At 63.8% G+C, this 25932-nt stretch carries 15 protein-coding genes and 1 riboswitch; of the genes, 2 read left to right on the top strand and 13 right to left on the bottom strand.

Going from position 1 to position 25932, the window contains the following annotated elements; translation table 11 throughout:
- Positions 1-27 precede the first annotated feature (27 nt).
- The gene (locus tag VVD49_RS02635) at positions 28-507 is read right to left on the bottom strand and encodes a CBS domain-containing protein (RefSeq protein WP_327597572.1); all 480 of its coding nucleotides are present in this window, start codon (positions 505-507) and stop codon (positions 28-30) included.
- Positions 508-1047: 540 nt separating this feature from the next.
- Here VVD49_RS02635 and VVD49_RS02630 point away from each other — a divergent pair.
- Positions 1048-2619: an EAL domain-containing protein gene (locus tag VVD49_RS02630; RefSeq protein ID WP_327597571.1), complete on the top strand. Its 1572-nt coding sequence runs from the start codon at positions 1048-1050 to the stop codon at positions 2617-2619.
- 22 nt (positions 2620-2641) lie between these two features.
- On the opposite strand, the gene VVD49_RS02625 is transcribed toward VVD49_RS02630, so the two are convergent.
- Positions 2642-4870: an MHYT domain-containing protein gene (locus tag VVD49_RS02625; protein WP_327597570.1), complete on the bottom strand. Its 2229-nt coding sequence runs from the start codon at positions 4868-4870 to the stop codon at positions 2642-2644.
- Positions 4871-5249: 379 nt separating this feature from the next.
- On the opposite strand from VVD49_RS02625, the gene VVD49_RS02620 reads away from it, so the two are divergent.
- Positions 5250-7376, top strand: a complete 2127-nt coding sequence (locus tag VVD49_RS02620) for a tetratricopeptide repeat protein (protein ID WP_327597569.1) — start codon at positions 5250-5252, stop codon at positions 7374-7376.
- Positions 7377-7394: 18 nt separating this feature from the next.
- On the opposite strand, the gene VVD49_RS02615 is transcribed toward VVD49_RS02620, so the two are convergent.
- The 11 genes from VVD49_RS02615 to VVD49_RS02565 all read right to left on the bottom strand — a co-directional run bounded on the left by VVD49_RS02615 (position 7395) and on the right by VVD49_RS02565 (position 25846).
- Entirely contained in the window at positions 7395-8468 is a 1074-nt protein-coding gene (locus VVD49_RS02615; RefSeq protein WP_327597568.1) for an acyltransferase family protein, read from the bottom strand.
- A 131-nt stretch (positions 8469-8599) separates the two neighbouring features.
- Complete coding sequence (locus tag VVD49_RS02610) at positions 8600-9718, bottom strand: glycoside hydrolase family 88/105 protein (RefSeq protein ID WP_327597567.1); 1119 nt, start codon at positions 9716-9718, stop codon at positions 8600-8602.
- A gap of 415 nt (positions 9719-10133) precedes the next feature.
- Positions 10134-10931, bottom strand: a complete 798-nt coding sequence (locus tag VVD49_RS02605) for a right-handed parallel beta-helix repeat-containing protein (RefSeq protein WP_327597566.1) — start codon at positions 10929-10931, stop codon at positions 10134-10136.
- Between the two features lie 489 nt (positions 10932-11420).
- Complete coding sequence (gene metH / locus VVD49_RS02600) at positions 11421-15110, bottom strand: methionine synthase (protein WP_327597565.1); 3690 nt, start codon at positions 15108-15110, stop codon at positions 11421-11423.
- A gap of 175 nt (positions 15111-15285) precedes the next feature.
- Positions 15286-15381: riboswitch (S-adenosyl-L-homocysteine riboswitch) on the bottom strand.
- 52 nt (positions 15382-15433) lie between these two features.
- Positions 15434-16054 carry an FMN-binding negative transcriptional regulator gene (locus tag VVD49_RS02595; RefSeq protein ID WP_327597564.1) on the bottom strand — a complete coding sequence of 207 codons (621 nt, stop codon included), beginning with the start codon at positions 16052-16054 and terminating at the stop codon, positions 15434-15436.
- Positions 16055-16069: 15 nt separating this feature from the next.
- Positions 16070-16582: a hypothetical protein gene (locus VVD49_RS02590; protein ID WP_327597563.1), complete on the bottom strand. Its 513-nt coding sequence runs from the start codon at positions 16580-16582 to the stop codon at positions 16070-16072.
- Between the two features lie 24 nt (positions 16583-16606).
- A complete protein-coding gene (locus VVD49_RS02585) occupies positions 16607-17113 on the bottom strand; it encodes a hypothetical protein (RefSeq protein WP_327597562.1) in 507 nt (168 codons plus the stop codon).
- Positions 17114-17153: 40 nt separating this feature from the next.
- Positions 17154-17654: a hypothetical protein gene (locus VVD49_RS02580; RefSeq protein ID WP_327597561.1), complete on the bottom strand. Its 501-nt coding sequence runs from the start codon at positions 17652-17654 to the stop codon at positions 17154-17156.
- 134 nt (positions 17655-17788) lie between these two features.
- Entirely contained in the window at positions 17789-20146 is a 2358-nt protein-coding gene (gene pbpC / locus VVD49_RS02575) for a penicillin-binding protein 1C (protein ID WP_327597560.1), read from the bottom strand.
- Between the two features lie 232 nt (positions 20147-20378).
- Positions 20379-25475 carry an alpha-2-macroglobulin family protein gene (locus tag VVD49_RS02570; protein ID WP_327597559.1) on the bottom strand — a complete coding sequence of 1699 codons (5097 nt, stop codon included), beginning with the start codon at positions 25473-25475 and terminating at the stop codon, positions 20379-20381.
- A gap of 179 nt (positions 25476-25654) precedes the next feature.
- Entirely contained in the window at positions 25655-25846 is a 192-nt protein-coding gene (locus VVD49_RS02565) for an excalibur calcium-binding domain-containing protein (RefSeq protein WP_327598934.1), read from the bottom strand.
- Positions 25847-25932: the final 86 nt, after the last annotated feature.

The following is a 25932-nucleotide window of genomic DNA, read 5'->3' as shown; positions in this document are numbered from 1 at the left end:
CTCCAGTCCGGGGCTTGTCGCGGCGAATCACGCGCTGGCGATCAGCGCTTCCACTTCGGCAAAGGTTCGCGCGCGCTCATGCGTCTGAATCGGGATGCCCAGTTGCCGCGCGATCTGCGACACCGAAAATATCCCCACCAGCGACAGGGCGCCCTGTGCATTTGCGCTCACCACCAACGCGTGGGCGCGGCCGGCATTCTGGAGCGTGAGGGCGATATCACCGACCGATGATCTCCTGACGTCTTCGATGCTCATGGCTTCCACGTTGCTCACCGGCACCATGATGTCGGCGACCGTCAGATCGCTGCGCCGGACACTGCGGCTCTGTGCGGTCACCATCGGTTTCTCGCCGAGCGTGTCCGTCGAGGTGATGACGCCGACGATCCTGCTGCTCTCGCTGACCACCAGCAGCAGGCGGACGCCGCGCAGGATCATCGATTGATTGGCCTCTTCCACACTGGCAAGCGGCGAGATGGTTGCAGCGGGCACGCGCGACAGGTCGGTCATGGCCAGCACGGCCGCGGAGTCCGAATCGACCGCAGGAGGGTTGAATGCTTGCAGGACGTAACAGCCCGTCGCGGGAATGTGCGTCTGTGGCAGGGGGCGGTAGGTTGTAGCTTCCATCACTTTGATACTCCCAGTGAATCCAGGCCTTGCCGGGAAGTCGGGTGACGGCCTGCAAAATCAACGCGCTTCCAGACCGTATGGTCATGTTCATTCGACACGCCAAAGCCGTTCGCAGTGCAAACATTTACACGGATTTACAAGCGTGAAGCGCGTCTATCGAGTGCTGAGGAGATTCGTGACGCTGTCGCGCGAGGGCGTACTTGCGCATCAAGGAGACTGCCCGGTCGGCCGTGTGTGTCCGGGCAGCAGCTGCGTTGCCTGGGGCTTTCTGCGGGAAAGGCGGTACAGTTGTCGGGGGTGCTCCGGCAATGCCGCAGTCATTGCACAGGGCGATGCTCCGCGCGAGCGGGCCGTATTCATCCGGGGTCAGATCTTTGCTGATCCGGCAGGTCGCGATCGAGCGGCATGGAGGGAGGAGTGATGGACCGTTTGAAGGTTGCGTTGCTGGGCATGGTCATGGCCACCATCGGCGCTGCAGCGCCGATCTCCCTGATGGCATGGCTGTCCTGGCATGTGGCGCTGCGTGACGAGCAGGCCAAGCTCCAGTCCTTCGCTGCACGCGTGATCGAGCGTGCGGAACTCACCGCCACACAAGCCGAGGCTGCGCTCGGCGAACTCTCGGTACTGACCGCTCCGCCCTGCTCGCGGGAGCACATCGAGCTGATGCGGCAGATCGTGATCGGCAACCGTGCGGTAGAGGAGGCTGGCTACTACGAGAAGCAGCGGCTGGTGTGTACATCCTGGGGGCGTGTCGACCGGCCGGTGGCGTGGGGGCACGCGGATTACGTGGGCCCGGGCGGCGTCGAGGTGGTCACGAAGATGCAGGGTCGCGTCCTCAACGGTGAGCCGGTGCTGGCCCTGCGTGCCGGTTCATATGACGTTCTGGTCAACGCAGGCAGGTTTGCCGATGTCATCGCGGACGACGGCATTCACCTGGCTTTCGCCAGCAATGACGGCAACGTCATAGCCGAGTCCGGCGCACGCGATACGGGTGTGATCGCAGACATCCTGATGGGGCGACCCGACTCGAAGGAGCATCCCCATCTTCACGCCATCGCAAAGCGCGCGTCATGGCAGGCCATCGCGGTCCAGCACAAGCGCGACGTGCTGCCCGAGTTAAGACGCCAGCAGCGCTGGATGTTGCCGCTGGGGCTGTTCATCGGGCTGTTCATCGTTGCACTGGTGACCTTCCTCTCGCACAAGCGCCTCTCGCCGCTTGCCGAACTTGGCGTGGCCGTGCGTCGCAAGGAATTCCTGGTTCATTACCAGCCCACCATCGATCTGCGCACCGGGCGTTGCGTGGGGGCCGAAGCGCTGGTGCGCTGGCGGCGGCCGGACGGCGCGCTGGTGCGCCCGGACCTGTTCATCCCGCTGGCAGAGGATAGCGGGCTCATCCAGCCCATTACCGATCAGGTGGTCGACATCGTCCTGCGCGAGATGGGCGCTGCGCTGCGCGCGGATCAGGCCCTGCACATCGCCATCAATCTCGCTGCCGACGATGTCTGCAGCGGTCGTGCGCTTGCCGTCATCACGCGCACGGTCGGCAGGCATGGCGTGAATGCCAGCCAGATATGGCTGGAGGTGACGGAGCGTGGCTTCGTCGATGCCGACGCGGCACGTGCCACCCTCGCGCGATCACGCGAGCTGGGTCACACGACGGCTATAGATGATTTCGGTACTGGCTATTCGAGCCTGCAATACCTGCAGGGTCTGCCAGTGGATGCGCTCAAGATCGACAAGTCGTTCGTCGCCACGATAGGTATCGATGCCGTGTCCGGGCCCGTCATTGCGCACATCATCGATATGGCCAGGAGTCTGCAACTCTCCATCGTCGCCGAGGGCGTCGAGACACAGGCCCAGGCAGACTACCTGCGAGCGCGCGAGGTCGACTTCGCGCAAGGCTGGCTGTACTCGAAAGCCTTGCCGGCAGACGAATTCCTGCGCTTCTACCGCAGCATGCAAGGCAGTACCGATACCGATCGATCTGGCTGAATGCCGCGCGGGTCCGCGACGTTCAACCCGTAGCCAGCCCGCCGGCCAGTACGAAACGGCACTTGCCCGACTGCTTGGCTTCGTACATGGCGGCGTCGGCCTGCTCGATCAGCACTTCGCCGCTCGTGTGCGTAAGCACCGACTCCGGGCTGTGATCCGCGACGCCCACACTGGCCGAAATCGACAGTGACAGGTCTTCGATGCGGAACGGCTCGGACAGGCTGTTGACGAACTTCTCCGCCACCATGGCGGCGCCCGCCGTGCCCGGGTTGATCAGTGCCACGGCGAACTCGTCACCGCCCAGACGGGCCACCAGATCGCAGGCGCGCACATTCCTGAGCAGGCGCATGGCGGCCTGACGTAGCAGGGCATCGCCGATGGCATGGCCATGGGTGTCGTTGATGGCCTTGAAGCCATCGAGGTCCACGTAGAGCACGGCCAGTCCCGTGCGGTTGCGTTGGGCCAGCGCCAGTTGCTGATGCACCATCTGACGGAAGAGCAAGCGATTCGCCAGTCCCGTCAGCGCGTCGTGGTTGGCTTCGTGTTGGGCTGCATCGAGCAGGCGCGCTGCCTGTGTGAGCGCAGCGCCCACCTTGTCGGCTTCGGTCAGGCCCAGCGGTGGCACCGTGACGGCGATACCCGTGCCGAGCGCCAGCGCCGGGTCGGTCAGCGCTTCGACGGCATTGGCGATGGTGCCGCCTATCTTCCAGGCCAGCAGCAAGCTGGCGGCCAGCATTGTCAGCAGCCCCGCCAGCAGCCAGGCCAGTGAGGCCAGCAGGGGAGCATTCAAGGAGGTGCGCGGGATGCTGATCGAAGTCGACCAGCCCGTGCTGGCCGAGCGGCTGAAGGCCAGCAGCACGGGAATGCCCTCGAGCGAGCTCGTTTCCAGCGAGTCCTCGTTCACTTCCATGGCGCGCTTGTGCAACAAGGGCGTTGCGCTGGAGCCTGCGAAGCGTTCGTAGTCGTGACTACGCGCGACGATTGCGCCGTTCGCGTCATAAATCGCCACGATCCAGTCCGTGTCCACATGCTGGGCTCTCAGCAGATCCTGCATGTAGTCGGCTTTCAGCTCGGCGCGCAGGATGCGCTGGCCTGCAGGTGAGTGGGCGCCATTCGTGGCGGGCAGTGAAATCGAGACGCTGGCGCCATGATGAGCCTTGGTGCGCTCACCGCTCGAGGAGAAGCGCGAGCTTGCCAGTACGGCGCCGTCCATGTCCTGAAGCGTGATGACGCCGACATCCAGATGCCTAGCGGCCTCCTCTGCCTGGATCTCGAACGCCTCGATATTTCCCGAGGACAGCATGCGCGACGTGGAAAGCGCGAGCAGACCCGCCTCGACGCTGGCGACTTCCGTGTCTACCGCCGCAGCCAGGGTGCGCGCGCGGATGATCAGGTTGTCGACCTGCTGGTGGTGCTCACGCTGGTAGCCATACAGCATGGTGACGACGGCCATCACCGACACGGGCAGGACGGTTGCAACGATGAGGAAGACGAGGCGTGAGCGCACCGTGGGCGGAATCGCGCCATAGATCGAACTGAGAAGTGTTGTCAGCAGGAACAGCGCTGCCAGCCCGCTGATGGTGAAGCCCAGCCACGCGCCGCCAATGCCTGCTGCACCGGCCTGCCCTGCACGGCAGATGCTGTCTGCGGCAAACCCCGCAGCGGCCATGCCGGTGTAATGCATGCCGACGATGGCGCAACCCATGACCAGGGCGCTGAACAGGCGTTTGCGCAGGCCGCTGATGACTTCTTCGTGACGCAGGCGGAAGGTGATCAGCAGGGCGGCTGTCGCGGCGGCGACGGCAAACAGGATGGACAGCGTGAACAGCAGCGGATCGTAGCGGATGCGTGGCTGCATCTGCAGGGCCTCCATGCCGAGGTAATGCATGGTCGCGATGCCCAGACCCATCACCAGTCCGGCGGTCACGAGGCGGGGCCAGCCCAGCACGGCACGGCTCACCGTGTGCAGTGCCAGCGCGGAGGACAACACCGCCACCAACCAGGACGCGAGCGTGATGCGGACATCATAGGCCAGCGGTATCGGCAGGGAAAAAGCCAGCATGCCGACGAAGTGCATGGCCCAGATGCCGGTGCCCATCGCCAGCGCCCCGGCGGCCAGCCAGAGAGCTGCGCGACGTGGATGGCTGGCTGCTGCGGCAACACGCGAGGCCATGTCCAGCGCCACGAACGAAGCAATCACTGCTGTCAGGATGGACAGCAGAACAAGAACGGAGTCGTAAGTCCCCTGCATATACTCCCGTCTGATACGTTGGTACGTCGCAATCGCCCCGCAGTTGGCGGAGCTGCAGGCAGTCCGGTAGCAATCTTGTCGTTTCTGATGGAAATGCTAGCGCGGATTCCCCTATCGCGCATGACAAATCGCTGAATTGATCGCGTGGATACTCGATCTGGCCTGTCTGGTGTGGCATGCGCGGCCATGAACATGTCCATGATGGTGTGCGGAGCCTTGAGAGATGGCCCGGGAAACACCTCGCCGCGGCCGACCACAAGCGCCGGGTGCGCCGTTCGTGGGAGAACAACATTTTCGTCAGCTCCGGATTGCGCCGGACCGTGCCGTCGCCCAGAATCGTCAGGCCCGCCAGCCTGTCGGGATTCCTGGATGAGGACGAATGGATATTCTGGTCTTGTTCGCACTGGTGGCTGGTGCATGGCTGATCTGGCGCTGCTTCTTCCGGAACCTCGAAACCGGACGCAATGACGAGCCCGGCATGGCGACGGCCGAAGACCTCGAGCAGGTCACGGCCGAATTCATGACTCTCAGTCAGCGCCTCAGCAGCGCGGCGGAGCGGGACGACTATCCAGAGGCCATCCGCATCGGCGAGCGCGTGCTGGACATCGCAGAGAACAGCCTCGGCAACGACCCTGAGATCGTGCTGCCCCTCCTCGGCGCGCTGGCCAACTTCCACGATATCGCGGGTCATCCTGAGGAGACCATGACCTACCTGCGGCGCGGCATCGCCTTGCGCGAGAGATTCCCTGCGCTGCATGACGAACAGGCTGATGCCTTGCGACAGCTCGCGGCCCTCCATCTGCAGCGCGACGAAGCGCGGGAAGCGCTGCCCCTGATCCGGCGTGAGGTGGCATTGCGTCGCCGTCACGCCGCACCTGACGAAGCCTTGTTGCGCGCCCAGTGCAATCTCCTGTCGCTGAGCCTGGAAGAGCCTGCGATGGCCGAGCCCCTGCGCCGTGATGTCACGACGACGGCCCGCGAGTTGGGCAATGACGCCGTGGCCCGGTTGGCGAACGAAGCAAACGCAGAAGTCAGCGCAGCGCTCCGCGATGGACGCGCCCGCGAGGCATGGTCGGCTGCGGAGCAAGCCGCACTGCTGTCGGCGGTGGCGTACGGGCCGGAGCATGACAGCACCTACGTGTGTCGCAGCAACCTGGCGGAGATGCTGCGCCGGAATCGTCGCTTCGAAGAGGCCGAAGCCCAGTTCAAGCAACTGATTGCCGAAGAGGAAACGCGTGAGAGCGGCGTAGAGGGGCTGCGCGCGCTCTGCAACAACCTGGCGCTGCTCTACGACCAGTGTGGCCGCCCGGACGATGCGACCACTTGGCGTGAGCGCCAGATGAGTCTGTTGCAGGAAGGTGGCGCGAGCATCGGCTCATGCTTCAATGCGCTCAACAATCTTGCGGTCAGTCAGGACACCATCGGCGATGGCGCAACGGCTGCGCAAACCTATGCCGAAGCCTTCGCGTTGTCGCCAGAAGGCGCCGACGTCGATCCGAGGATCTGGGCGGAGACCGCCAACAACTATGGCATCACGCTGGTGAACCTCAAGCGCCTGCCAGAAGCCGGCCGCATGCATCAGAAAGTGATCGAGCGCAAGAAGGCCGGCATGGATATCCCGATGCCCGTCGTGGCCGCCAGCTTCAATGGCATCGGCATGGTCTACGACCATCTCGGCAAACTACCGCAGGCGCAGGACATGTTCGAGCGCGCGCTCGCTATCAAGGAGCAGCACCTCTCCGCCGATGACGTGTCGCTGGAGACGGGCCGGCACAATCTCGGCTCGATCTATGCACGGCGCGGTGACGCGGCGCGTGCCGTGCAGATGGGGCGCCTGGTGCTCGCCAGTCGCGAAAAGCGGCTCGGCATGGATCACCCCGAAACACGATCGGCACGCGTGAATCTCGAGGCCGTGATGACCGAAGTGGCGTCAGCCAGCGAGCAGCCTGCGCTGCCGACCGCATCCATGACACGCGAAGATGCCGATGCACTGATGGTGCAGATTACGGGAGGCAAGCTGCATCGCTACGCGACCTACGATTTCGGCCGTGCCCGCGACGAGAGCGTGAGCATGGTGCTGGTGCCGGAGGCGCAGTCCTACGCGCTCCAGCGCAAACTGACGCGCGCACTGCCAACCGGCTGGCGGTGCTACATCGGATCCACGCGCTGGCTCGGCGAGGAGAAGCACGATGGCATGGCCGAGCTGGTGGTCATTCGCGCCGCCTCGCGCTTCGACTGCCTGCGCGTCGCCCGCACGGATGCGGTGAACCACGATCTGGGTACCGAAGACATTATCCGCACCCTGCAGGATTACGATCGTCGCTTCGGCATCCGCATCCACAGCGCGGAGACCGACTCCGTCGGCTTCACGTTGCAGCGCCTGCCCGAAGACCTCGACGCCTTCGCGCAGGAGCTGCTGGAGTTCTGCATGGATCTCGAGGACGTGGGCCTCATCAAGGAGATGATCACCTCGTCGGGCAACAGGGTCGAGTTGTGGTGGGACTAGGGTGAGGGCTGGAACAGCCTAGACGGAACCGCGAAGTCCTTTCGGCCGGACTCGTGGATACACATTGGCAAGTCGCCGGCGGACGGGCTCCTCGATATGCTTCGTTGCCAGATGCGCAATGGCCCAGGACACGGGAATACACACGGCTGCCGCGAGCAACCCCGGATTCTGCTCGTGCGTCAGCGAGGTGAATAGCGAGTAGATCGGAAAGTGCAGGCAGTAGATGGGATATGAAATCCAGCCGAGATAGTTGAACGACCTGACCAGTATCGCGGACTTCGTGGTGGACGCCGCACCGAGCAGAACGAGCAGGGGCGCCAACAAGACCGCGCTCAGGAACCAGATGCCTGCGGACCATCGATGCCACAGTACGAGGCACAGCACCAGCATCAGGCTCAGCGAATTGATGACAGGCAGCCTGCGCTCGTACCTCCTGAAAACGTGATGAACCACCACGCCGGAAAAGAAGCCCAGCACTACTCGCGGGAAGCCGCCCTGCAGGTTCTCCGCACCCCAGCCCGGCGTCGCATCGCCCCCGGTCTTCTGCCATATCGCGAGCCAGACGACACCGATGACGCTCAGGATCAGGAAGCGCAATTGCGTGGCCTTGAGCGCGGCAAGACAGAACAGCAGGTTGGCGACGAACTCGAAGAACAGCGACCAGGCGGGATCATTGGTGGGAAATATCGCGCTCGGAATGGCGTCCTTCCCGACGATGACGAAGAAGTCGGCTATGTAGGGCAGGTAGGCTGCATTGAGAAGGATCGCAGCGACGGCCTGTGACCCATCGAGGCTTGTCTGCCCCATTGCAGATTTGACCAGCAAGGCAGCGGCGCCGATACACAGACCGATGAAGAACATCGGATAGAGGCGCACCACCCGTCTCAAGATGAACTCACCTGCAGACATCGAGCCATTCAGGCGATCGAGATAGGAGTGCGCGATCACGAAACCGCTCAGGCAGAAAAACAGGTCCACGGCCAGTGCCGCACCGGCGAAATAGGCGCGGCTGGTGTGCTGCGTCACGTGGAGGATCACCACCGCCAATGCAGCCACGCCACGCATGCCATCGAGCGTGGTGAATCTATGCACTTCGCCTGTCCTTGTCATCGGCCACAGCCTACCAGCATGCGACCTGCGACATTGGCGTGTGTGCCTACCTGTACATGCCGGAGGCTTCGCGGGCCGGCAAACACCGGCTGCGCGGGGGCAGGACTACGGCCTTACGCCATCTCCGCCGCCGCCATCAAGGCGCCGATGTAGCCATGCGGATGCTGCACGCCTTGCGCGCACGGCACCTCGACCGGACGGATGCCGATGTAGGCGGCGTAGTCCACCTGCACGCCCATCGCGGGCGCCACGGAGCGTACCTGCGGCCCGCCGTCGCTGAAGTACGCGATGTGTGTCTGGAGAGCCTGCCAGCCACGGCTGGCGTTGCTGGCGTACTGTTGCGGCAGCAAACCCGTGCGCACGCCTTTCTGCAAGGCATAGACCAGCATGCCGGTGGCGCTGGACTCCGGAAAGTTGCCTGCCTTGCCAGCATGGTCCAGCACCTGGTACCACAAGCCATCCGCGTGCTGATGGCGGGCCACGCCTTCGGCCAGGCTCCTGAGCAGGAACAGCAGTGTCGCGCGACCGGCGTGGTCGGCAGGCATGGCATCGAGCACGTCGACCAGACCCATCGCAAACCAGCCCGAGGCGCGACTCCAGAACTGCGACGAAGTGCCGGTGATCGGGTTGGCCCAGGGGAAGTTCTTCTCGGCATGCCAGGCGTGATAGGGCAGGCCGCTGGTGGTATTGAACGAGCGCTCGGAGATCATGAGGATCTGCCGCACGACGGTAGCCAGCGCTTCGTCATCGCCAAAGCGCGCCGCGTACTGCGCGAGGAAGGGATAGATCATGTAGATCCCGTCCACCGTCATGACGTTGCGGTACTTCTCCATGTTCTTGTGCCAGTAGCCGCCCTCGGTCGTGCGCCGGAAAGCGCTGGGCTTGTCAGGTGTGCCCAGGAAGTGGTCACGCATGATGCGAGCTGCTTGCCGATATTTCTCCTGCCCGGTCTGCTCGAACATGAACAGGCACAGCACGCCGGGATGCATCTCGTCGAGCGTGTCGGAGAGGTGGCTGACGCTACCGTCTTCCGCCACGAAGCGATCGACGAAGCGGCGGATGTATTCGAGGTGCTCAGGCTTGTGATGGCGGACGAATGCTTTGGCCATGCCACTCAGGATCGCACTGTTGGAGTGGTCCCAGCCCTTGCCGGTCATGGCATCGATGTCGGGCTGATAGCGCTGGAGCAGCGCGTCGCACAGGGCGAGGTCGAGGGGCTGGGTGTTGGGCATTCAGGTGTCCGGAGCTGCATTAGGGAGCAGCAAGTCTAGCCGTCAGCGGCTTGGCGGCAAAGACGTAGGGGGTGGCGCGCAGCAACCACCATTGGTGCGCGGAAAGCGGCGGCCCCCTAAGCTCTGCCACCCAGCAACCCGCAAGCCAGACTGAGGGCCATCACGCCCCACACACAAGGCGGGCTTCGGGCAATGCAACGATGAGTAGGGTGCGCATTGCGCACCATTCCGCTGGTGCCTCCAACGCGCGGGCCCGTAATCGGCGCCGTGCGGAGACAGGCGCGTGATCCGCTGGAATCGCATTGCTCGAGACGCGCGCTGCAAGGACAATCCCAATCATCGCGGAAGGCGAGAAATCGGCTGGCTCATGAGGGGAGCAAGAATCCGCGCCCCTCATTTCCATCTTGGGTGCAACTTAATTCTGGATTGCACCACCGCAGTCCGCTGCGATGGAATTGCCCGAACCACCACGGATGCGGCAGTTAGGCGTGCCGCGTACCTTGCCACTCAGCACTTTGGTGTTGGTGGAGTCCTGTATGTAGATACCTTCGCTCGTCGAGGAAGCGATATCCACCGTGTCGATCGTGACCCCGCCGCTCTTGCTCACACTGAAGAAACCGCGCCCTGAGTTGCGTGAATAGACCTTCTTGACGCGGATGTTGGGACCATTGCTGTTGGCGACGCGGAACGTTGCATAGCCGCCGCCCTGGTTGTTGTAGGTGCCGGTCACGGTGCCAATTGTTCCGTTCTTGCTCCCATCCAGCAACAGTCCGCTGCCACCGGAGCGGTCAATGCGGACATCACCAATGGTGAAGCCATTTGCATTCCAGATCTCGATGGCCTGCCCGCCCACGTCCGTGCCCGTGATCTTGTCCATCTTCAGGCCGTCGGAGATGCCGTCGATATCGAAGCGGATGCCACCCGCGCTGTTCGCCATCTTGGTCATCTTGAAGTTGGTGATGGTGGCATTGGTGCAGTTGCGAGCGAGAAGCGCATAACGCGGATTGTTTGTCACCGTCACGTTCTTGATCGTCACCTTGTCTTGACCCCAGCAGCGGAACAAACCGTTGTCCTTGATGTTGCTGCCATCCAGCGTGCGGCCGCCGAAGTCATAGGTCTGGCCACTCTGCACGACAATGGGCGATGTCGGCTTCGAAGGAATGCCGCTGGTGTCAGCTGCGCTGGCTTGAAAAGCGGCAGAAGAGGAAAGCATCAGAAAACCCATAATGGGTAATCTGAGCGATCTGACGGGAAATGAAATTGCAGGCATGACTATCTCCTTTGAGGACTTGATGTCTCTGATTCTGGTTTTTGGATGTGGCTGAAGATGCACAGCCAAAATCATGCTAGCACAGGAAAAAATGCCGACGTTCCAGGCGCAGCGTCTTCTTGTTGACACTCGCCACAAGCAACAAAAACGCCTAAATCACGTTACCGGGTACAGACCTCATCAACGCGATGCAATGGGTAGGGCGGAACTCCTCGGGAGGTTCCGCCAGCCGCCGGAAGGCGACACCCTCACTCGAACAAAGCCTGTCTGTGTTGTACCTCACAAACACGGCACAAGATGGCGACCTCGCGGCCGGAGCAAAACCTGGAGGCGGAACCTCCGGAGGAGTTCCGCCCTACCTGGGGTGTTCGTTGTACGCAGAACGAAAAACGGGCCGCGATTTGCGGCCCGTTCTCGTTCATACCATCAGCATCACAACAACGGCGCCAACCACCGCTTCGCTTCCCCTTCGCTGAAGCTCGCGCGCTGCGCCCAATCCTTCAGCTGGTCGTCCGCAATCTTGCTCACCGCAAAGTAATGCGCTTCGGGGTGGGCGAGGTAGAAGCCTGACACGGCCGCAGCGGGATTCATCGCGAAGGTTTCGGTGAGCTCCAGGCCGATGGCTTCCGTGGGGTTAATGAGCTTGAACAGCTCGCCCTTGGCCGTGTGATCCGGGCAGGCCGGATAGCCGGGAGCGGGGCGGATGCCAACGTATTTCTCGGCGATCATCTCATCGTTGCTTAGTGCCTCATTGGGTACATAAGCCCAGTACTCCTTGCGGACACGCTGGTGCAGCCATTCGGCGCAGGCTTCAGCGAAGCGGTCGGCAATGGCCTTGAGCATGATGGCGTGGTAGTCGTCGTGTGCGGCTTCGTAGTCGGCGATGCGCTTTTCGAGGTTGCGGCCAGCGCTGACGGCGAAGGCGCCGATCCAGTCAGGCGTGCCGCTGTCTGCATCGGCGATGAAGTCGCTGAGGCAGTAGTTAGGCTTGCCTTCGGGGCGTTCGTGTTGCTGACGCAGGCCGTGCCATTGCGCGACGACTTCGCTGCGCGATTCGTCCTTGTAGATCAGTACGCTGTCGTTCTTCGTCGCGGCGGGGTAGAGGCCGAAGACGGCGTGCACTTCGATCCAGCGCTGGTCGATGGCCTGCTTGAGCATCTTCTGCGCGTCGTTGAAGACGTTGGTCGCCGTCTCGCCGACAACCTTGTCGGTGAGGATCGCAGGGTAGGGGCCGGCGAGGTCCCAGGTCTGGAAGAAGGGGCCCCAGTCGATGTATTCGGCGAGCGTCGCGAGGTCGATGTTGCGCAGGCGCTGTGTGCCGGGGCGTGCGGGTTTTGCAGGCACATAGGCCGGATCATTGTTCCACTTGAAGCGGTTCTCACGCGCTGCGTCCAGCGTCACGAGTTTCACGCCGGCCTTTGCCGCGTGTTGCGTGCGTACCTTCTCGTAGTCGGCCGCGATCTCGGCGACGAAGCTGGCGCGGCCGTCGATGCTGAGCAGGCTCGTAACGACGCCGACGGCGCGCGAGGCGTCCGGCACGTACACGATGGGTTGTTCGTAGTGCGGGGCGATCTTGATGGCGGTGTGTGCGCGGCTGGTCGTCGCGCCGCCGATCAGCAGCGGAATGTCGAAGCCCTGGCGCTGCATCTCGCTGGCGACGAAGCTCATCTCTTCGAGCGAGGGCGTGATGAGGCCGGACAGCCCGATCACCTGTGCGCCGTGTTCCTTGGCGGCGTGCAGGATCTTCTCGGTCGGCACCATGACGCCGAGGTCGATGACTTCGTAGCCGTTGCAGCTCAAGACGACGCCGACGATGTTCTTGCCGATGTCATGCACGTCGCCCTTCACGGTCGCCATGATGATCTTGCCCTTGCCGGCTGCGCCGGTGCGCTTCTTCTCTTCCTCGATGTAGGGAATCAGATGCGCGACGGCGGACTTCATGACGCGTGCCGACTTCACGACTTGCGGCAGGAACATCTTGCCTGCACCGAACAGGTCGCCGACGACGGCCATGCCGGCCATCAGCGGACCTTCGATGACGGCGAGTGGCGGCTTGCCTTCAGCGAAGAGCTTGGCGCGTACTTCCTCGGTGTCTTCGACGACGAACTGCGTGATGCCTTTGACGAGGGCGTGCGACAGGCGCTCTTCGACGGGCCATTCGCGCCAGGCGAGATCCTGCGTGGACTCCTTGGCCTGACCTTTGACGGTGGTGGCGATCTCGACGAGGCGTTCGCCTGCGTCGGGATGACGATTCAATACGACGTCTTCGACCTTTTCGCGCAGCACCGGGTCGAGGTCGTCATACACGCCGAGCTGGCCGGCGTTGACGATGCCCATGGTCAGGCCGGCCTTGATGGCGTGGTACAGGAACACCGTGTGGATGGCTTCGCGCACGGGCTCGTTGCCGCGGAACGAGAAGCTGACGTTGGACACGCCGCCGCTGGTCTTGGCGTAGGGCAGGTTGGTGTGAATCCAGCGCACGGCTTCGATGAAGTCGACGGCGTAGTTGTTGTGCTCTTCGATACCGGTGGCGATGGCGAAGATGTTGGCGTCGAAGATGATGTCTTCAGGTGGAAAGCCGATGCCCGTGAGCAGCTTGTAGGCGCGCTCGCAGATCTCGATCTTGCGTGCGTACGTGTCGGCCTGGCCCTTCTCGTCGAAGGCCATGACGACCGCCGCTGCGCCGTACTGCATGCACAGGCGCGCGTGGTGCAGGAAGGCTTCTTCGCCTTCCTTCATCGAGATGGAATTGACGATGCCCTTGCCCTGGATGCATTGCAGGCCGACCTCGATGATCTCCCACTTGGAGGAGTCGACCATGATGGGCACGCGGCTGATGTCCGGCTCGGAGGCGATGAGCTTGAGGAAGCGCTCCATCGCGGCCTTCGAATCCAGCATGGCCTCGTCCATGTTGATGTCGATGACCTGCGCACCGTTCTCGACCTGCTGGCGCGCGACGGCCAGCGCATCTTCGTAGCGGCCCTCGATGATCATGCGTGCGAAGGCCTTGGAGCCGGTGACGTTGTTGCGCTCGCCGACGTTGACGAAGAGGCTGCCCTTGCCGATGGTGAAGGGCTCGAGGCCGGAGAGACGCTGGCGGATTTCGATGTCGGGCAGTACGCGGGGCTTGATGCTGGCCACTACATCAGCCACGGCCTTGATGTGCGCAGGCGTGGTGCCGCAGCAGCCGCCGACGATGTTGAGGAAGCCGGACTCGGCCCATTCCTTGATGTCACCCGCGAGTTGCTCGGGCGTTTCGTCGTAGCCGGTCGGTGCCAGCGGATTCGGCAGACCCGCATTCGGGTGAGCGGAGATGTAGGTGCCGCTGATGCCGGAAATCTCGGCGACGTACTGGCGCAGCTCCTTGGCACCCAGCGCGCAGTTGAGGCCGAAGGAAATCGGCTTGGCATGCGCGAGCGAGTTCCAGAAGGCGGTGGCCGTCTGGCCCGACAGCGTGCGGCCCGAGGCATCGGTGATGGTGCCCGAGATCATGATGGGCAGCGTGCGGCCGAGATCCGCGAACAGCTTCTGCACGGCATACACGGCGACCTTGGCGTTGAGCGTGTCGAACACGGTCTCGATCAGCAGCAGGTCGGCGCCGCCTTCCATGAGGCCCTTGGCGGACTGGTAGTAGTCGTCGGCGAGCGCTTCGAAACTGATGTTGCGGAAGCCGGGGTCGTTCACGTCCGGGGAGATCGACAGGGTGCGCGAGGTCGGGCCAATGACGCCGGCACAGAAGCGCGGCTTGGCGGGATTCTTCGCCGTGTATTCGTCGCATAGCTGGCGCACGAGGCGCGCGCCTTCGACGTTCAATTCATAGGCGATGTCTTCGAGCCCGTACTCGGCTTGCGACACGCGCGTGGCGTTGAAGGTGTTGGTCTCGATGATGTCGGCGCCAGCGTCGAGGTACTCGCTGTGCACCTCGGCGATGACCTCGGGCTTGGTCAGCACCAGCAGGTCGTTGTTGCCCTTGAGGTCGCGATTGAAATCCGCGAAGCGCGCGCCACGATAGTCCGCTTCGCCCAGCTTGTACTGCTGGATCATGGTGCCCATGCCGCCATCGAGGATGAGGATGCGGTCTTTAAGGAGGGCTTGGATTTCGGCTGTGCGGTCGGCTTGCATGGTTCTCTTTCGGTACGGGCGAGCGCCGCGTTGAACGTGAGAACTTGGACCGTCATGCCCGCGAAAGCGGGAATCCAGCGACGTTGATAGGGGGCGCGAAAGTCACTGGATTCCCGCTTTCGCGGGAATGAGGGTAGCGGGCTTGCCCGTACTCACCATCCAGCGCGAACGCATGAAGCGGTGAGCGCCGTTGAATCAGGCCGTCGCAGCAGGGCGGCGGTTTCCGAGCCTGGGACCACACGAACGGGGTCTCGCAGCGCTCCTCGGAAGGTCTCGCATTATAAGTGGCGGGGCAGGCATTGACCAGCCGGCCCCGATGGGTTTCAGCCGCCGAAACCCGCCGCCAGATTGCGCAGCATGAGGTTGGCCACGCCTTGCGCGTTCTCGTCTTCGAGCTGGGCGAGCCTGGTAACGATGCGTTGCTGATCGATCTTGCTCTCGTCCTGCGAGAGCTTGAACTTGGCCTCGACCTGCAGGGGCTCGAGCGCGAAGCAGTGGATGTAGTTGAGCATGCGGGCGCGCCCTTCCCGACTCAGGTGGCCCGGCTGGCCCGTGTCTTCGAAGGTGCTGGCGAGCGTGTCGAGCAAGGCCTGTGCGTCGTCGCCGCTGCGCACGTGGACGCGGCAGCGCAGGTGCACGACGGCGTAGTTCCAGGTCGGTACCGAGGCCTCCTGGTACCAGCCCGGCGAGATGTAGCTGTGCGGGCCGTTGAAGACGACCAGCACTTCCGCGCCATCACCGAGCGCCGCGCTGTGTGGGTTGGCGCGGGCAACATGCGCGGCGAACCAGTTCTTGCCGGCAGCCTCATCGAGTACGACGGGGGCGTGTGTGACGATCGGTGCGCCCTCGACGCTGCTGATCAGCATGGCGAACGGGGCTGCCGTGATCAGCTCGCGAATGATGTCCGGATTCGTCTCGACGAAGCGTGGGGGTGTGTAGAGCATGGCTGCGCGAGGAGATCAGCAGGACATGTTCGAGCTGCATTCACCCCGGCGCACCGTGCGCGATGCCGTGCGGTGGACGACGCCATTGCGGAAATACACGTTGAAGCGCACGTATTCACCGGGGCCGCCCGTGGTGTCCGTATTCCATTCCCACACATCCTCGCCGGATACGTAGGTGGCGACGCCGCGCGGCGAGCCGAGCATGCGTCGCACCTGGTCGGTGCTCATGCCGACGGCGACACCGTTGTTGCGCGGGTCCACTTCGATGCGCTGCTTGGCGAGTATCTTGCCGCCCGCATCGATGGTGACGAACCAGCTGGTCGTGCCACCGAGAGGCTGGTTGGAATAGTCCAGCGTGCGCGTGCCGTCCGTGTTGTTCCAGATATACACGGGCTTGCGGCCGGCGGCCTTGGTGGCGTCGGTTTCGGTGGCCGTGCCGACGTGAAGCTCGCCGATGTTCTCGACCGTGGCGCACGCGCCCAGGCTAAGCAGGACGGCGACGTAGAGGGCAAGCGTACGGAGTGACATGAAGTTTCTCGCGGGGTGGGTGGATCAGCAGAAGAACATGCGGCAGTCATTGCGGTCAATCGTCTTCGTCGATGTTCGCACGACCTTGCCGTCCTTGAAGTGCACATTGAAACGCACGAGGTAACCCGGGCCGCCGACCGTCACCGTATTCCAGTCCCACACCTCTTCGCCGGACATGTAGGTAGTGACCGTGCGCGGCGAGCCGAGCATGCGTCGTATCTGATCGGGGGTCATGCCGATGCTGACGTCGTTCCGCTCGGCGTTGACCTCGATGCGTTGCGTCTTGAGGATCTTGCCTGCCGCGTCGACGGTGACGAACCAGCTGGTGGTGCCTTCGAAGGGCTGGTTCGAGTAATCGAGCGTACGCGTGCCGTCGGCGTTGTTCCAGACGTACTCCGGTCTGCGGCCAGCTGCCTTGGTGGCGTCGGCTTCGGTGGACGTGCCGGGCGCGAGGCTCGCGATGCGTTCGACCGAAGCGCAGGCGCCCAGGCAGATCAGCAGGGCGCAGAGAACGAGTTGGCGGAGTGGCATGTGGCTTCCTGCGAGCTCAGGGACTGTTGCCCATCGCACTTCATGGTCGATTCGCATTCAGGTCAATTGTCTTGGTCGTTATCCGCACGACCTTGCCGCCGCTGAAGTACACATTCAAAAGTACCAGCAGACCGGGGCCGCCGATAGTGACCGTGTTCCAGTCCCACACTTCCTCGCCGGCCATGTAGGTCGTCACCGTGCGTGGCGAGCCGAGCATGCGGCGCACCTGGTCCGGGCTCATGCCGGGAGCGACATCGTTGTTGACGGGGTCGACATCGATGCGCTTGATGTCGAGCACCTTGCCTGCCGCGTCGACGGTGACGAACATGCTCGTGGTGCCGCTGAAGGCCTGGTTGGAGTAGTCGAGCGTGCGCGTGCCGTCAGGGTTGTGCCAGACATACTCGGGCTTGCGCCCTGCAACTTTGGTGGCCTCTGCTTCGGTGGCGACGCCGGGCTGCAGCTTGCCGATGCTGACGACCGAGCCGCAGGCATTCAAACCCAGCAGGATTGCGGCGGTGAGGAAATGCATCCGGAATGACATGAGACCTCCTGTGAGCGCGAACGAATGTGATGTCGAAGCCGCAATTCAGTATGGCACCGCTGCGGTAAGTTGAAGCCCTGTTGGTGAACGTTGAGCGACGGCGGCTTATTCCGTCTCTGTTGCGTGTTCTGCTGCTATTGCCTGATCCCGTCCACGCGGAACGAAACGCTGTCGTAGTGGCCAGCGGCATCCATCACCGCGATGCTGTGCGCGCCCTCGCTGGTGAGGGTGAATTCCTGCTGTTTCTTGCCGCGTGCGGGCTCGACCTGCTGGCCGTCGAGCAGCCAGAAATTGCGCCCGGTGCCGCCAACGGCTTCGAGCTTGACCACCAGATTCTTCTTGCCCGGCGTGGGGCGCAGACGGGCGTCGTCTTGCAGGCCCATCAGCTTCACGCTGCCAACCGAGCTGGCTTGCAGGCAATCTGGCGACCAGGCGACCAGGCCCAGTTGCTGGCGCTGTGCAGCGGGTAGCCAGGCTTCCAGCAAGGCTGGCCAGTGTGCGACTTCGCGCGCTTTCGCATCCTTGTTGCAGGCTGGCGTGGTGCGCAGGCCGTTGTGCGGGTCGAGCCAGATGGTTTCGAGCAGGCTGCGCGAGCGCAATCGGTCGGGCAGGGTCGGCGGGATCGTACCGCGCAGCACCCAGGCTGTGTGCCTGGCATGACAGTGTTCTGGCGGCGTAATCTCGGTTGCGTTACCCAGTGGCCAGCAGATCTGCGCGGTACTGACTTCGGCGGGCTGCGCAGGAAACGGCAGTTCGCTGGCGGGCAGGGCGCTGGCCATCTGGTGCAGGAGCGGGGCGGCGATGTTGGCGCCGAAGAAGCCCGGGTTGGGCGTGCCATCCGGGCGGCCGATCCACACGCCGAGCGTGTAGCGCCCGCTCACGCCAACTGCCCAGGCGTCGCGGAAACCGTAGCTGGTGCCGGTTTTCCAGGCGAGGCGTGGCCCGGCGGCTTCGACGAAGGGTTGGTCGGGGTGGCCGCCGCCTTCGAGGATGCTGCGGATGATGTAGGCCGCGCCGGCGCTCATCATGCGCGACTCCTGCACGGGGGCATCGGGCGTGATGCGTGGTACGCCGGCCATGCCGCCCATCGCCAGTGCGCGATAGCTGCCGACCAGTTCTTCGAGCGTCGTGCCTGCGCCACCGAGGATGATGCTGAGGTTAGGCGTGCCGCCGCTGGGCAGGCGCAGGCGTATGCCGCCTTGTGACAGGCGCGCGGCGAAGCGCGTCGGACCGAGGCGGTCGAGCAGGTCGACGGCGGGCACGTTGAGTGAGCGCTGTAGCGCGTCCGAAACGCTGACCGGGCCGGAGAAGTTCGCCTGGAAATTGCCGGGGTCATAACCGCCGAAGGATTGCGGCGTGTCGGCCATCAGGCTCTCGGAGTGGATCAGCCCTTCGTCGAGTGCCATGGCGTAGAGGAAGGGCTTGAGGGTCGAGCCGGGCGAGCGCACGCCGCGCACCATGTCGACATGGCTGAAGCGGCGCGGATCGGAGAAGTCTGCCGAGCCGGCGTAGGCCAGCACCTCGAGCGTCTTGCTGTCCATCACCAGTGCCGCCATCGACACGAAGCGCGGCAGTTGCGCGACGCGGTCGGCGAGCAGGCGTTCGAGCATGGCCTGCATGTCGCGATCGAGTGTCGAGCTGACGATGGGCACATGCCGTACGCCCTTGCGCATGTCGCGCTGCGCGGCCTGATGCAGGCGCTCCGACGCAAGCGGCGCCAGCCAGGCTATGCGCGGCGGGTTGGCGCCGACGCGCTCGACCAGCGCGTCATCCACCTCGGCCTGCGTCCAGTGATGCAGTTCGGCCATGCGGCGCAGCACCTTGTCGCGGGCGCGCTGTGCGCGTTCCGGGTGACGGTCGGGGCGCAGCCGTGACGGCGCCTGCGGCAGCACGACGAGCAGCGCGGCCTCGGCGGACGAGAGTTGTGCAGCGCTCTTGCCGAGATAGCTGCGGCTGGCCATCTCTACGCCCTCGACGATGCCGCCCATGGGCGCGTGGTTGAGGTACAGCGTGAGGATCTCGCGCTTCGACAAGCGCAGCTCCAGCTGCACGGCGCGACACATCTGGCGCAGTTTGCCGTGCAGGCTGCGGGGCACGGGTTCGATGGCACGCGCCACCTGCATGCTCAGCGTCGAGCCACCCGACACGATGTGGCCTTGCGTCGCCCACTGCCAGCCGGCACGCACCAGCGCCGCCGGGTTGACGCCGAAGTGCCAGTGGAACCAGCGGTCTTCATAGGTGAGCAGCGCATCCAGGTAGCGCGGCGACACCTGCTCAGGCGTGACCGGGTAGCGCCATACGCCATCGGCATCCGGCCAGCCGCGCAGCGGGGAACCGTCACGCGCGACGACGACAAGGCCGGCTTCCTCGCGCGGGACGGGCGGCGGGAAGAGCTGGTCGAGGAGAAGGAACGCGGTGAGGAGAGCGGCGAGGCTGGCTCGGACGGGGTGGGTGCGTAGCCAGGCTTTTATTCGGGTGAGGCGGTCAGGCATCGCGGTATGCCTGTTGGTGGAGGTTTGCGCATGCTATGCGGTGCTTGGACAGGCGCCACGATTTCCCCTCTCCCGGCCTCCGGCCACCCTCCCCCTGGGGGGAGGGAACGGCTGAGATCGCGTGCTCGCTGCAGTCCCCTCCCCCTCGGGGGGAGGGTGGCCGGAGGCCGGGAGAGGGGGAGGCGTACAAACGGGACAGCTTCAACTTCAACGAGACGATTTCAAACCCCGATCACTTCGCCACAGCACGCGGATCCACCACCGTCACTGGCTCCACCGACGGACCATGCGCACGGATGTCCGGACGGTACATGTCTTCCGCATACGGTGCCGGCACGTTGAACTTGCCCGGCGTGACGACACGCAGCATGTAGAACAGGCGCATCACATCGCCATCGAGACGCACGGCCGCGACGAAGCGGTCGTCGCGATACTCGCGGTGCTTGATGCGCTCGTTCTTCATGGCTTCGCCGACATTCACGCCGTCGATGCTGAACTCGCCCGATTGTGGTCCTTGCGACAGGTTGAGGTTTTCCACTTCAAGACCAGCCGGGATGTGGTCGACGATGAGGCCGTCTTCGATGCGCTGCTTGGCCTGTGCCGTGACGCGCACGATGAGCATGTCGCCGACCTTCAGCGGGCCGCCCTTCCATGGCTTGCCGTCGGTGGTGTACCAGCTGCGCGTCAGCGCGATCTTGTCGCTGCTGGCGACCGGCGGCTTGAGCGGGTAGCCGCTGGCTTCGACTTCGAGCCACAGCGGGCCGTTGCCCCGGTTCTCGATGGTGATGCCCTTGGCTGCCAGCGCCGGATCGAAGTTGCGCATCTCGCTGTTCTTCGATGTCAGCATGGTTTCGCCATCCGCCGTCTTGATGACGGCATTCCAGCCTTCGCCCGGCGTGCCGCCTGCTGCACGTGCGGCGAGGAACAAGGCGATGCGCTCCTGCGTCGAGAAGTAGCCGCGTGGCTTGCCGAGGCGATCGGCGAGATTGACCAGCATGTTCTCGCGCTGCGGATGGCTGACCTTGTGACGCAGCATCAGCGCGTACGACAGGGCCTGGTCACGCACGGCCGTGCCGTAGTCGCCCAGCCAGTCCCACTCCCAGTCGGTGCGGATCCCGTATGCCTTGGTCATGGCTTCGGCAATGGCGGCATCGCCGCGCTTGGCGTCGCCCATCATCTGCAGTGCTATGCCCAGATGCACGAGCGGTAGCGGCGAGCGTGCGCGGTCGCGGTACTGGTCGTAGAGCAGGCGCAGCGATGCCAGCGGTGCCTTCTGCTGGCGCGCCAGCATGTAGCCGATGTGCGCCAGTTCGGCGAAGCGCTGGTGGCTGTTGCGCAGCAGGTCGTAGTCACGCCAGGCGTAACGACCATTGGCGTCGGGCTTCATCGCCGCAGGCAGCGATGGGAACTCGTTGCCCGCGCCGTTGAGGCGTTGCAGCATCCACTGCTCGGCGCGCTTGGTCATGGTTTCGGGGACATTGAACCCGGCTTCGCGCGCATCCATGAGGAAGCCCGTGACATAGGGCGTGAGCCACTGCTCGTAAGGCCCGCTGTCGCCACTCCATAGACGGAAACCACCCGATTCGCCTTGCATGCCGGCGATTCGGCCGATGGCGCCCTCGATGAACTTCGCGCGCTCGTCACGCGTGCGTGGTTTCAGACCGACCGCCTTGGCGCCTTCCTCGTCGATGAAGACATGCGGATAGGCCGCGCTGGTGGTCTGCTCGAGGCAGCCATATGGATAGTCGAGCAGGCCCTTGACTAGGCTGTTGACGTTGAGCGGCGGTTTGCTCGACATGGTTGCGCTGAGCGTCGCCGAGCCACGGAAGAAACGGTCCACCATTGCCGTGTCGAGACGCTGGGTGCTGCCCGGCTCGATGCGGATGCGGCGCGCATCCTGTTCGCGCGGCACGGGCGGCTGGATCTGCAGTGCGAACTCGCGGTGAATGACGACTGGTTTTGGCCCTGCTGTCTTGACATCGAGCATCACGCGCGACAGGCCATATGGTTCGGTCGGCTCGGCCGTGAAGCGCAGGATGCTGCGCTGCTTGTCGGCCAGTTTGAGCGAGCGTTCGCCGTCGGCAATCTTCAGCAGCTTGTCGGATGTCAGCTTGATGCTGACGTCCTGCGCGCTGCCCATCATGTTGGTCACATCGAGTGCGAAGCTCGAGCTGTCGCCCGGGCCGATGAAGCGTGGCATGGCGATCTCGGCAACGATGGGGGCCGAGACGGTGACTTCACGATCGGTGCTGCCGTAGGCTTCCGGCGTGGAGGCGACCACCATCAGGCGCAGCGTGCCGTTGAAGTCCGGCACGTCGAGCGGCACGTCCGCTTCACCGTTCGCATTGAGCTGGATCGGACCGGAGAACAGGTCCACCAGCTTCACCTTCTTGGGCATGCTGCGCGTGTCGCGCATGCCGGCGTCGCCGCCCCACTTGAGCTTGCCGGGCGTGCCGTCCATGCGCTCGATGATCTTGCCGTAGAGGTCAGAGAGTTCGGCGCCGAAACGATGCTTGCCGAAGAAGAAGTCGAACGGGTCGGGTGTCTTGAAGCTGGTGATGTTGAGAATGCCGACATCGACGGCCGACACGGTCACCATCGCCGTCTTGCCGGCGGCACCCTCGACCTTCACGTGGGCTGTCATGCGTTTCTCGGGCTCGACGCGTGCCGGTGCTGTGACGCTCACCTTGAGCTTGCGTGCCTCGCGTGCCAGCGGCAGCCAGGTCAGGCCGATGGCGCGTGCCGGCGTGACGCGGTCGCCTTCGCTACCCGGACGGAATACCACGGTCGAGATGTACATGTCCGAGCGGTTCCAGCTCTTGTCGATAGGCACGTTCACCGTGGTGCCGTCGGTGCTGACGGTGACGCGCGTGCTCCACAGCACCTTGTCAGCCTCGACCAGCACCAGGGCCTCGCCATCGTGCGGAGGCGTAATCTTGAGCTTCACGCTGTCGCCGGGTTTGGCCGGTGCTCCTTCGAGTTGCAGGCGTACGCGGTCGGGGCGGTTGCCGACACTCTCGGTGTCCTGCGCATTCCAGCCCGCGTAGAAGCGGTAGCGCGTGACCAGTTGCGTTTGCGGATCGGTGATTTCGAGGCGGTAGGTGCCCCACTGCACGGGCAGGGTCAGCTTGGCGCGCGCCTTGAGTTGCAGCGCGCCGGCCTGCACGGTTTCTTCGGCTTCGGTGTAGCCGGAGTGCCAGCCGCGGCCGGCGTCGTAACGCCAGTAGTACTGGCGGTCTTCGCGCACGAGACGGAACGGTGCTTCGTTGAGTGCGGCGAACTTGCCTGCTGGCGTGACGCGGATCAGTTCGAATTCGGCCATGCTGCCTTCGCGCGCGACGTCGCGTTCGAAAGCCGGACGCAATGCGATGAGGGCGTCGGCAGGCCACCACACGCGCTCGATCGAACGCACGACAGGCCGGCCGCCGGATTCGAGCAGGCTCAGCGAGGCGCGTACCCGCATCGGTGACTTGTTGTCGGTGCTGAACGGGATGTCGATGACGCCCTTGCCGGCGTCATCAAGTGCGGTCTCTTCCAGCTCGGCGCGACTCTTTTCCTTGTCGTCGGCGAAGTCGCCGAAGATGAAGCCCGGCCATTCCTTCTGTAGCGGATTGCGTGCGCGCTCCTGTGCCACGCTGCCGAGCAGGCGGTTGCCGGAGGCGGGTGCGCCGTAGAGGTAGTCACCCTGCACGGCGACGCTGAAATCGTCCTTGCTGCCCAGTGGTTTCGTGTCGCTCTTGAGCGTCAGCTTCATGCGTTCGGGCAGGAACTCCTCGACCTGGAAAGTCCAGATCGTGTCGGGGCGCTTGGCTGCCGGGTCGGCGCGGAATTCCAGGCTCCACTTGCCGGTGGCCGCATCGGGTGGCAGGTCGATGCTTTGCTGCAGGTAGCCGGCTGTCTTGGCGTTCGGTTGCCACATGGTCGAGTTGACCACGTCGCCATCGGGCTTCTTCAGATCGACCTTGATGGGGGCGGGTGGCAGGGCGGTCCCATCCGCATTGCGCGCCATCAGCGAAACGGTGAACTTCTCGCCGGGCCGGTACAGGTCGCGGCCAGCCCAGGCGAAGAGTTTGGCATCGCGCGGCAGGTGGCCACCGATGTCGAATTCGGCGAGATCAAGGCCCGGCTCCTGCAGGGCGATGATGGAGGTTTCCTTGCCACGCTTGGCGAGCAGCAGGCGCGCGCCGTCCGGCAGGCCCGGCAGCACGCCATGGCCATCGCCATCGGTCTTGCCTTGCAGCAGTGACTTGCCTTCGTCGCCGAGCACCTCGAGTTCGATACCGCCGACGGCCTTGCCGGTCTTCAGCGAGGTTGTAAACACGTCGGTCTGCTTGACCTGACGACGCACGTGCAGACCGATATCGCTGACGTAGAAATGGGTGACCTGGTAGTCGTTGTCGAAGAAGCCGGGGCGGCTCATGACTGCGACGTAGATGCCGGGCTCCTTCAGCTCGGAGATCTTCTCGACGGGCAGGAAAGTGACCTTGCGGCTGTTCGGCACATCGTTGGTCAGGAAGCGGCCGTTGTAGACGCTCTCGGCCATCTTCTGCAAGGCATTGAGCTGCCAGCCCGAGGTCTGGCCCTTGAGGCGATTGCGGTTGCTCCAGTAGTCGTAATAATCGTTCTCGCCCTCTTCATCGCTCTCTTCGTCGCCGGACGCGACGTGGCGCTTGCCGACCACCATGTCGATGAACTGCGGCATCTTCTCGGGCGAGACACGCAGGAACTGCACATCGACTTCGGGAATGTTGACGGTGACCACCGGCAGGCCGCCGTTGAGGCCGGCGGGCAACACCGTGCCCTTGCTGGCGAAGAAGTAGGAGGGCGACATCTCGTCGCTGGAGACATCACAGCTTTGCTGCGTGTCCAGTTTCCGGCCAGAGGCAGAGGCGAGCGCCGCGCTCAGCTTGATCGTGTATTGGTGGCCGGGTTTGACGAAGGGAAAGAGCAGGACGTGCGGGTTGTCGGAGACGATCCAGCCGCCCTTGACGACTTCCGCGACCGGACCGGATGCGGCCTTGTCTTTCTTCTTCGCATTGTCGTCTTCCTTGGGCGTCGCGCCGCCATCGGTTACTTCAATGAGCTTGTCGAGTGCCTGGTCGGCGTCGACATTGTCGGAGAACATCACGGCCAGTGCCGGCTTGTCGTCGTGCAGGCGAGCCAGACAGGAGCTGACTTCGAACGGGCCGTTGGCTGCAGGCAGCACGGCGTCACCGGAAATCTGGCCAGGCGCACGATGCTTCTTGAACCACCAGCCGCCGGCTGCGCCTGCACCTACGCAGACCAGCAGCAGGATGAGGGCCAGTTTCTTGTTCGTGCCGAGTGCCATGACATGTCCTTGGGGTCGTCGAAATTTGCGGCAACTCTAGCAGAAGCGGCGTCTAGTGCTGGAGCATGTCATTGGGCTATACGGGCATGGGCGACGAATGGCTGTCCGCTGTCCTGCGGTACATTGTCGCGATTGCCCTGTCCCACCGGGGCATCCATTCAAGTGACTGTCTGATCTTGCTATCTACACCATTGTTGTTCGCACGGAACGCCGTCGTTGTTTCCATCCATTTTCACGCCTGGACAATTCCTGAGGAAGTATGTTGCCTCGTCACAAGAAGTCATTTGTGAGCAATGAGTTCGTCCATCGCATTTGTAGTTGCTGGTTCGGGTGTTGCTGTATTGCGTGGGTTGGGTCTGTGTTTGCCGCATGACTTCGCCAAAGGACTCTGGCCGGTTTTCGGATCTTTCATCATGGGATGACCGATACTTCCCATAGCCTTGCCACGCGATGGTTG

This window comes from Uliginosibacterium silvisoli (assembly GCF_036017035.1).
In the GTDB taxonomy this organism is placed as follows: domain Bacteria; phylum Pseudomonadota; class Gammaproteobacteria; order Burkholderiales; family Rhodocyclaceae; genus Viridibacterium; species Viridibacterium silvisoli.
Note: the sequence above shows the minus strand (reverse complement) of the source record. Positions and strands in the feature narration are given on the sequence as shown.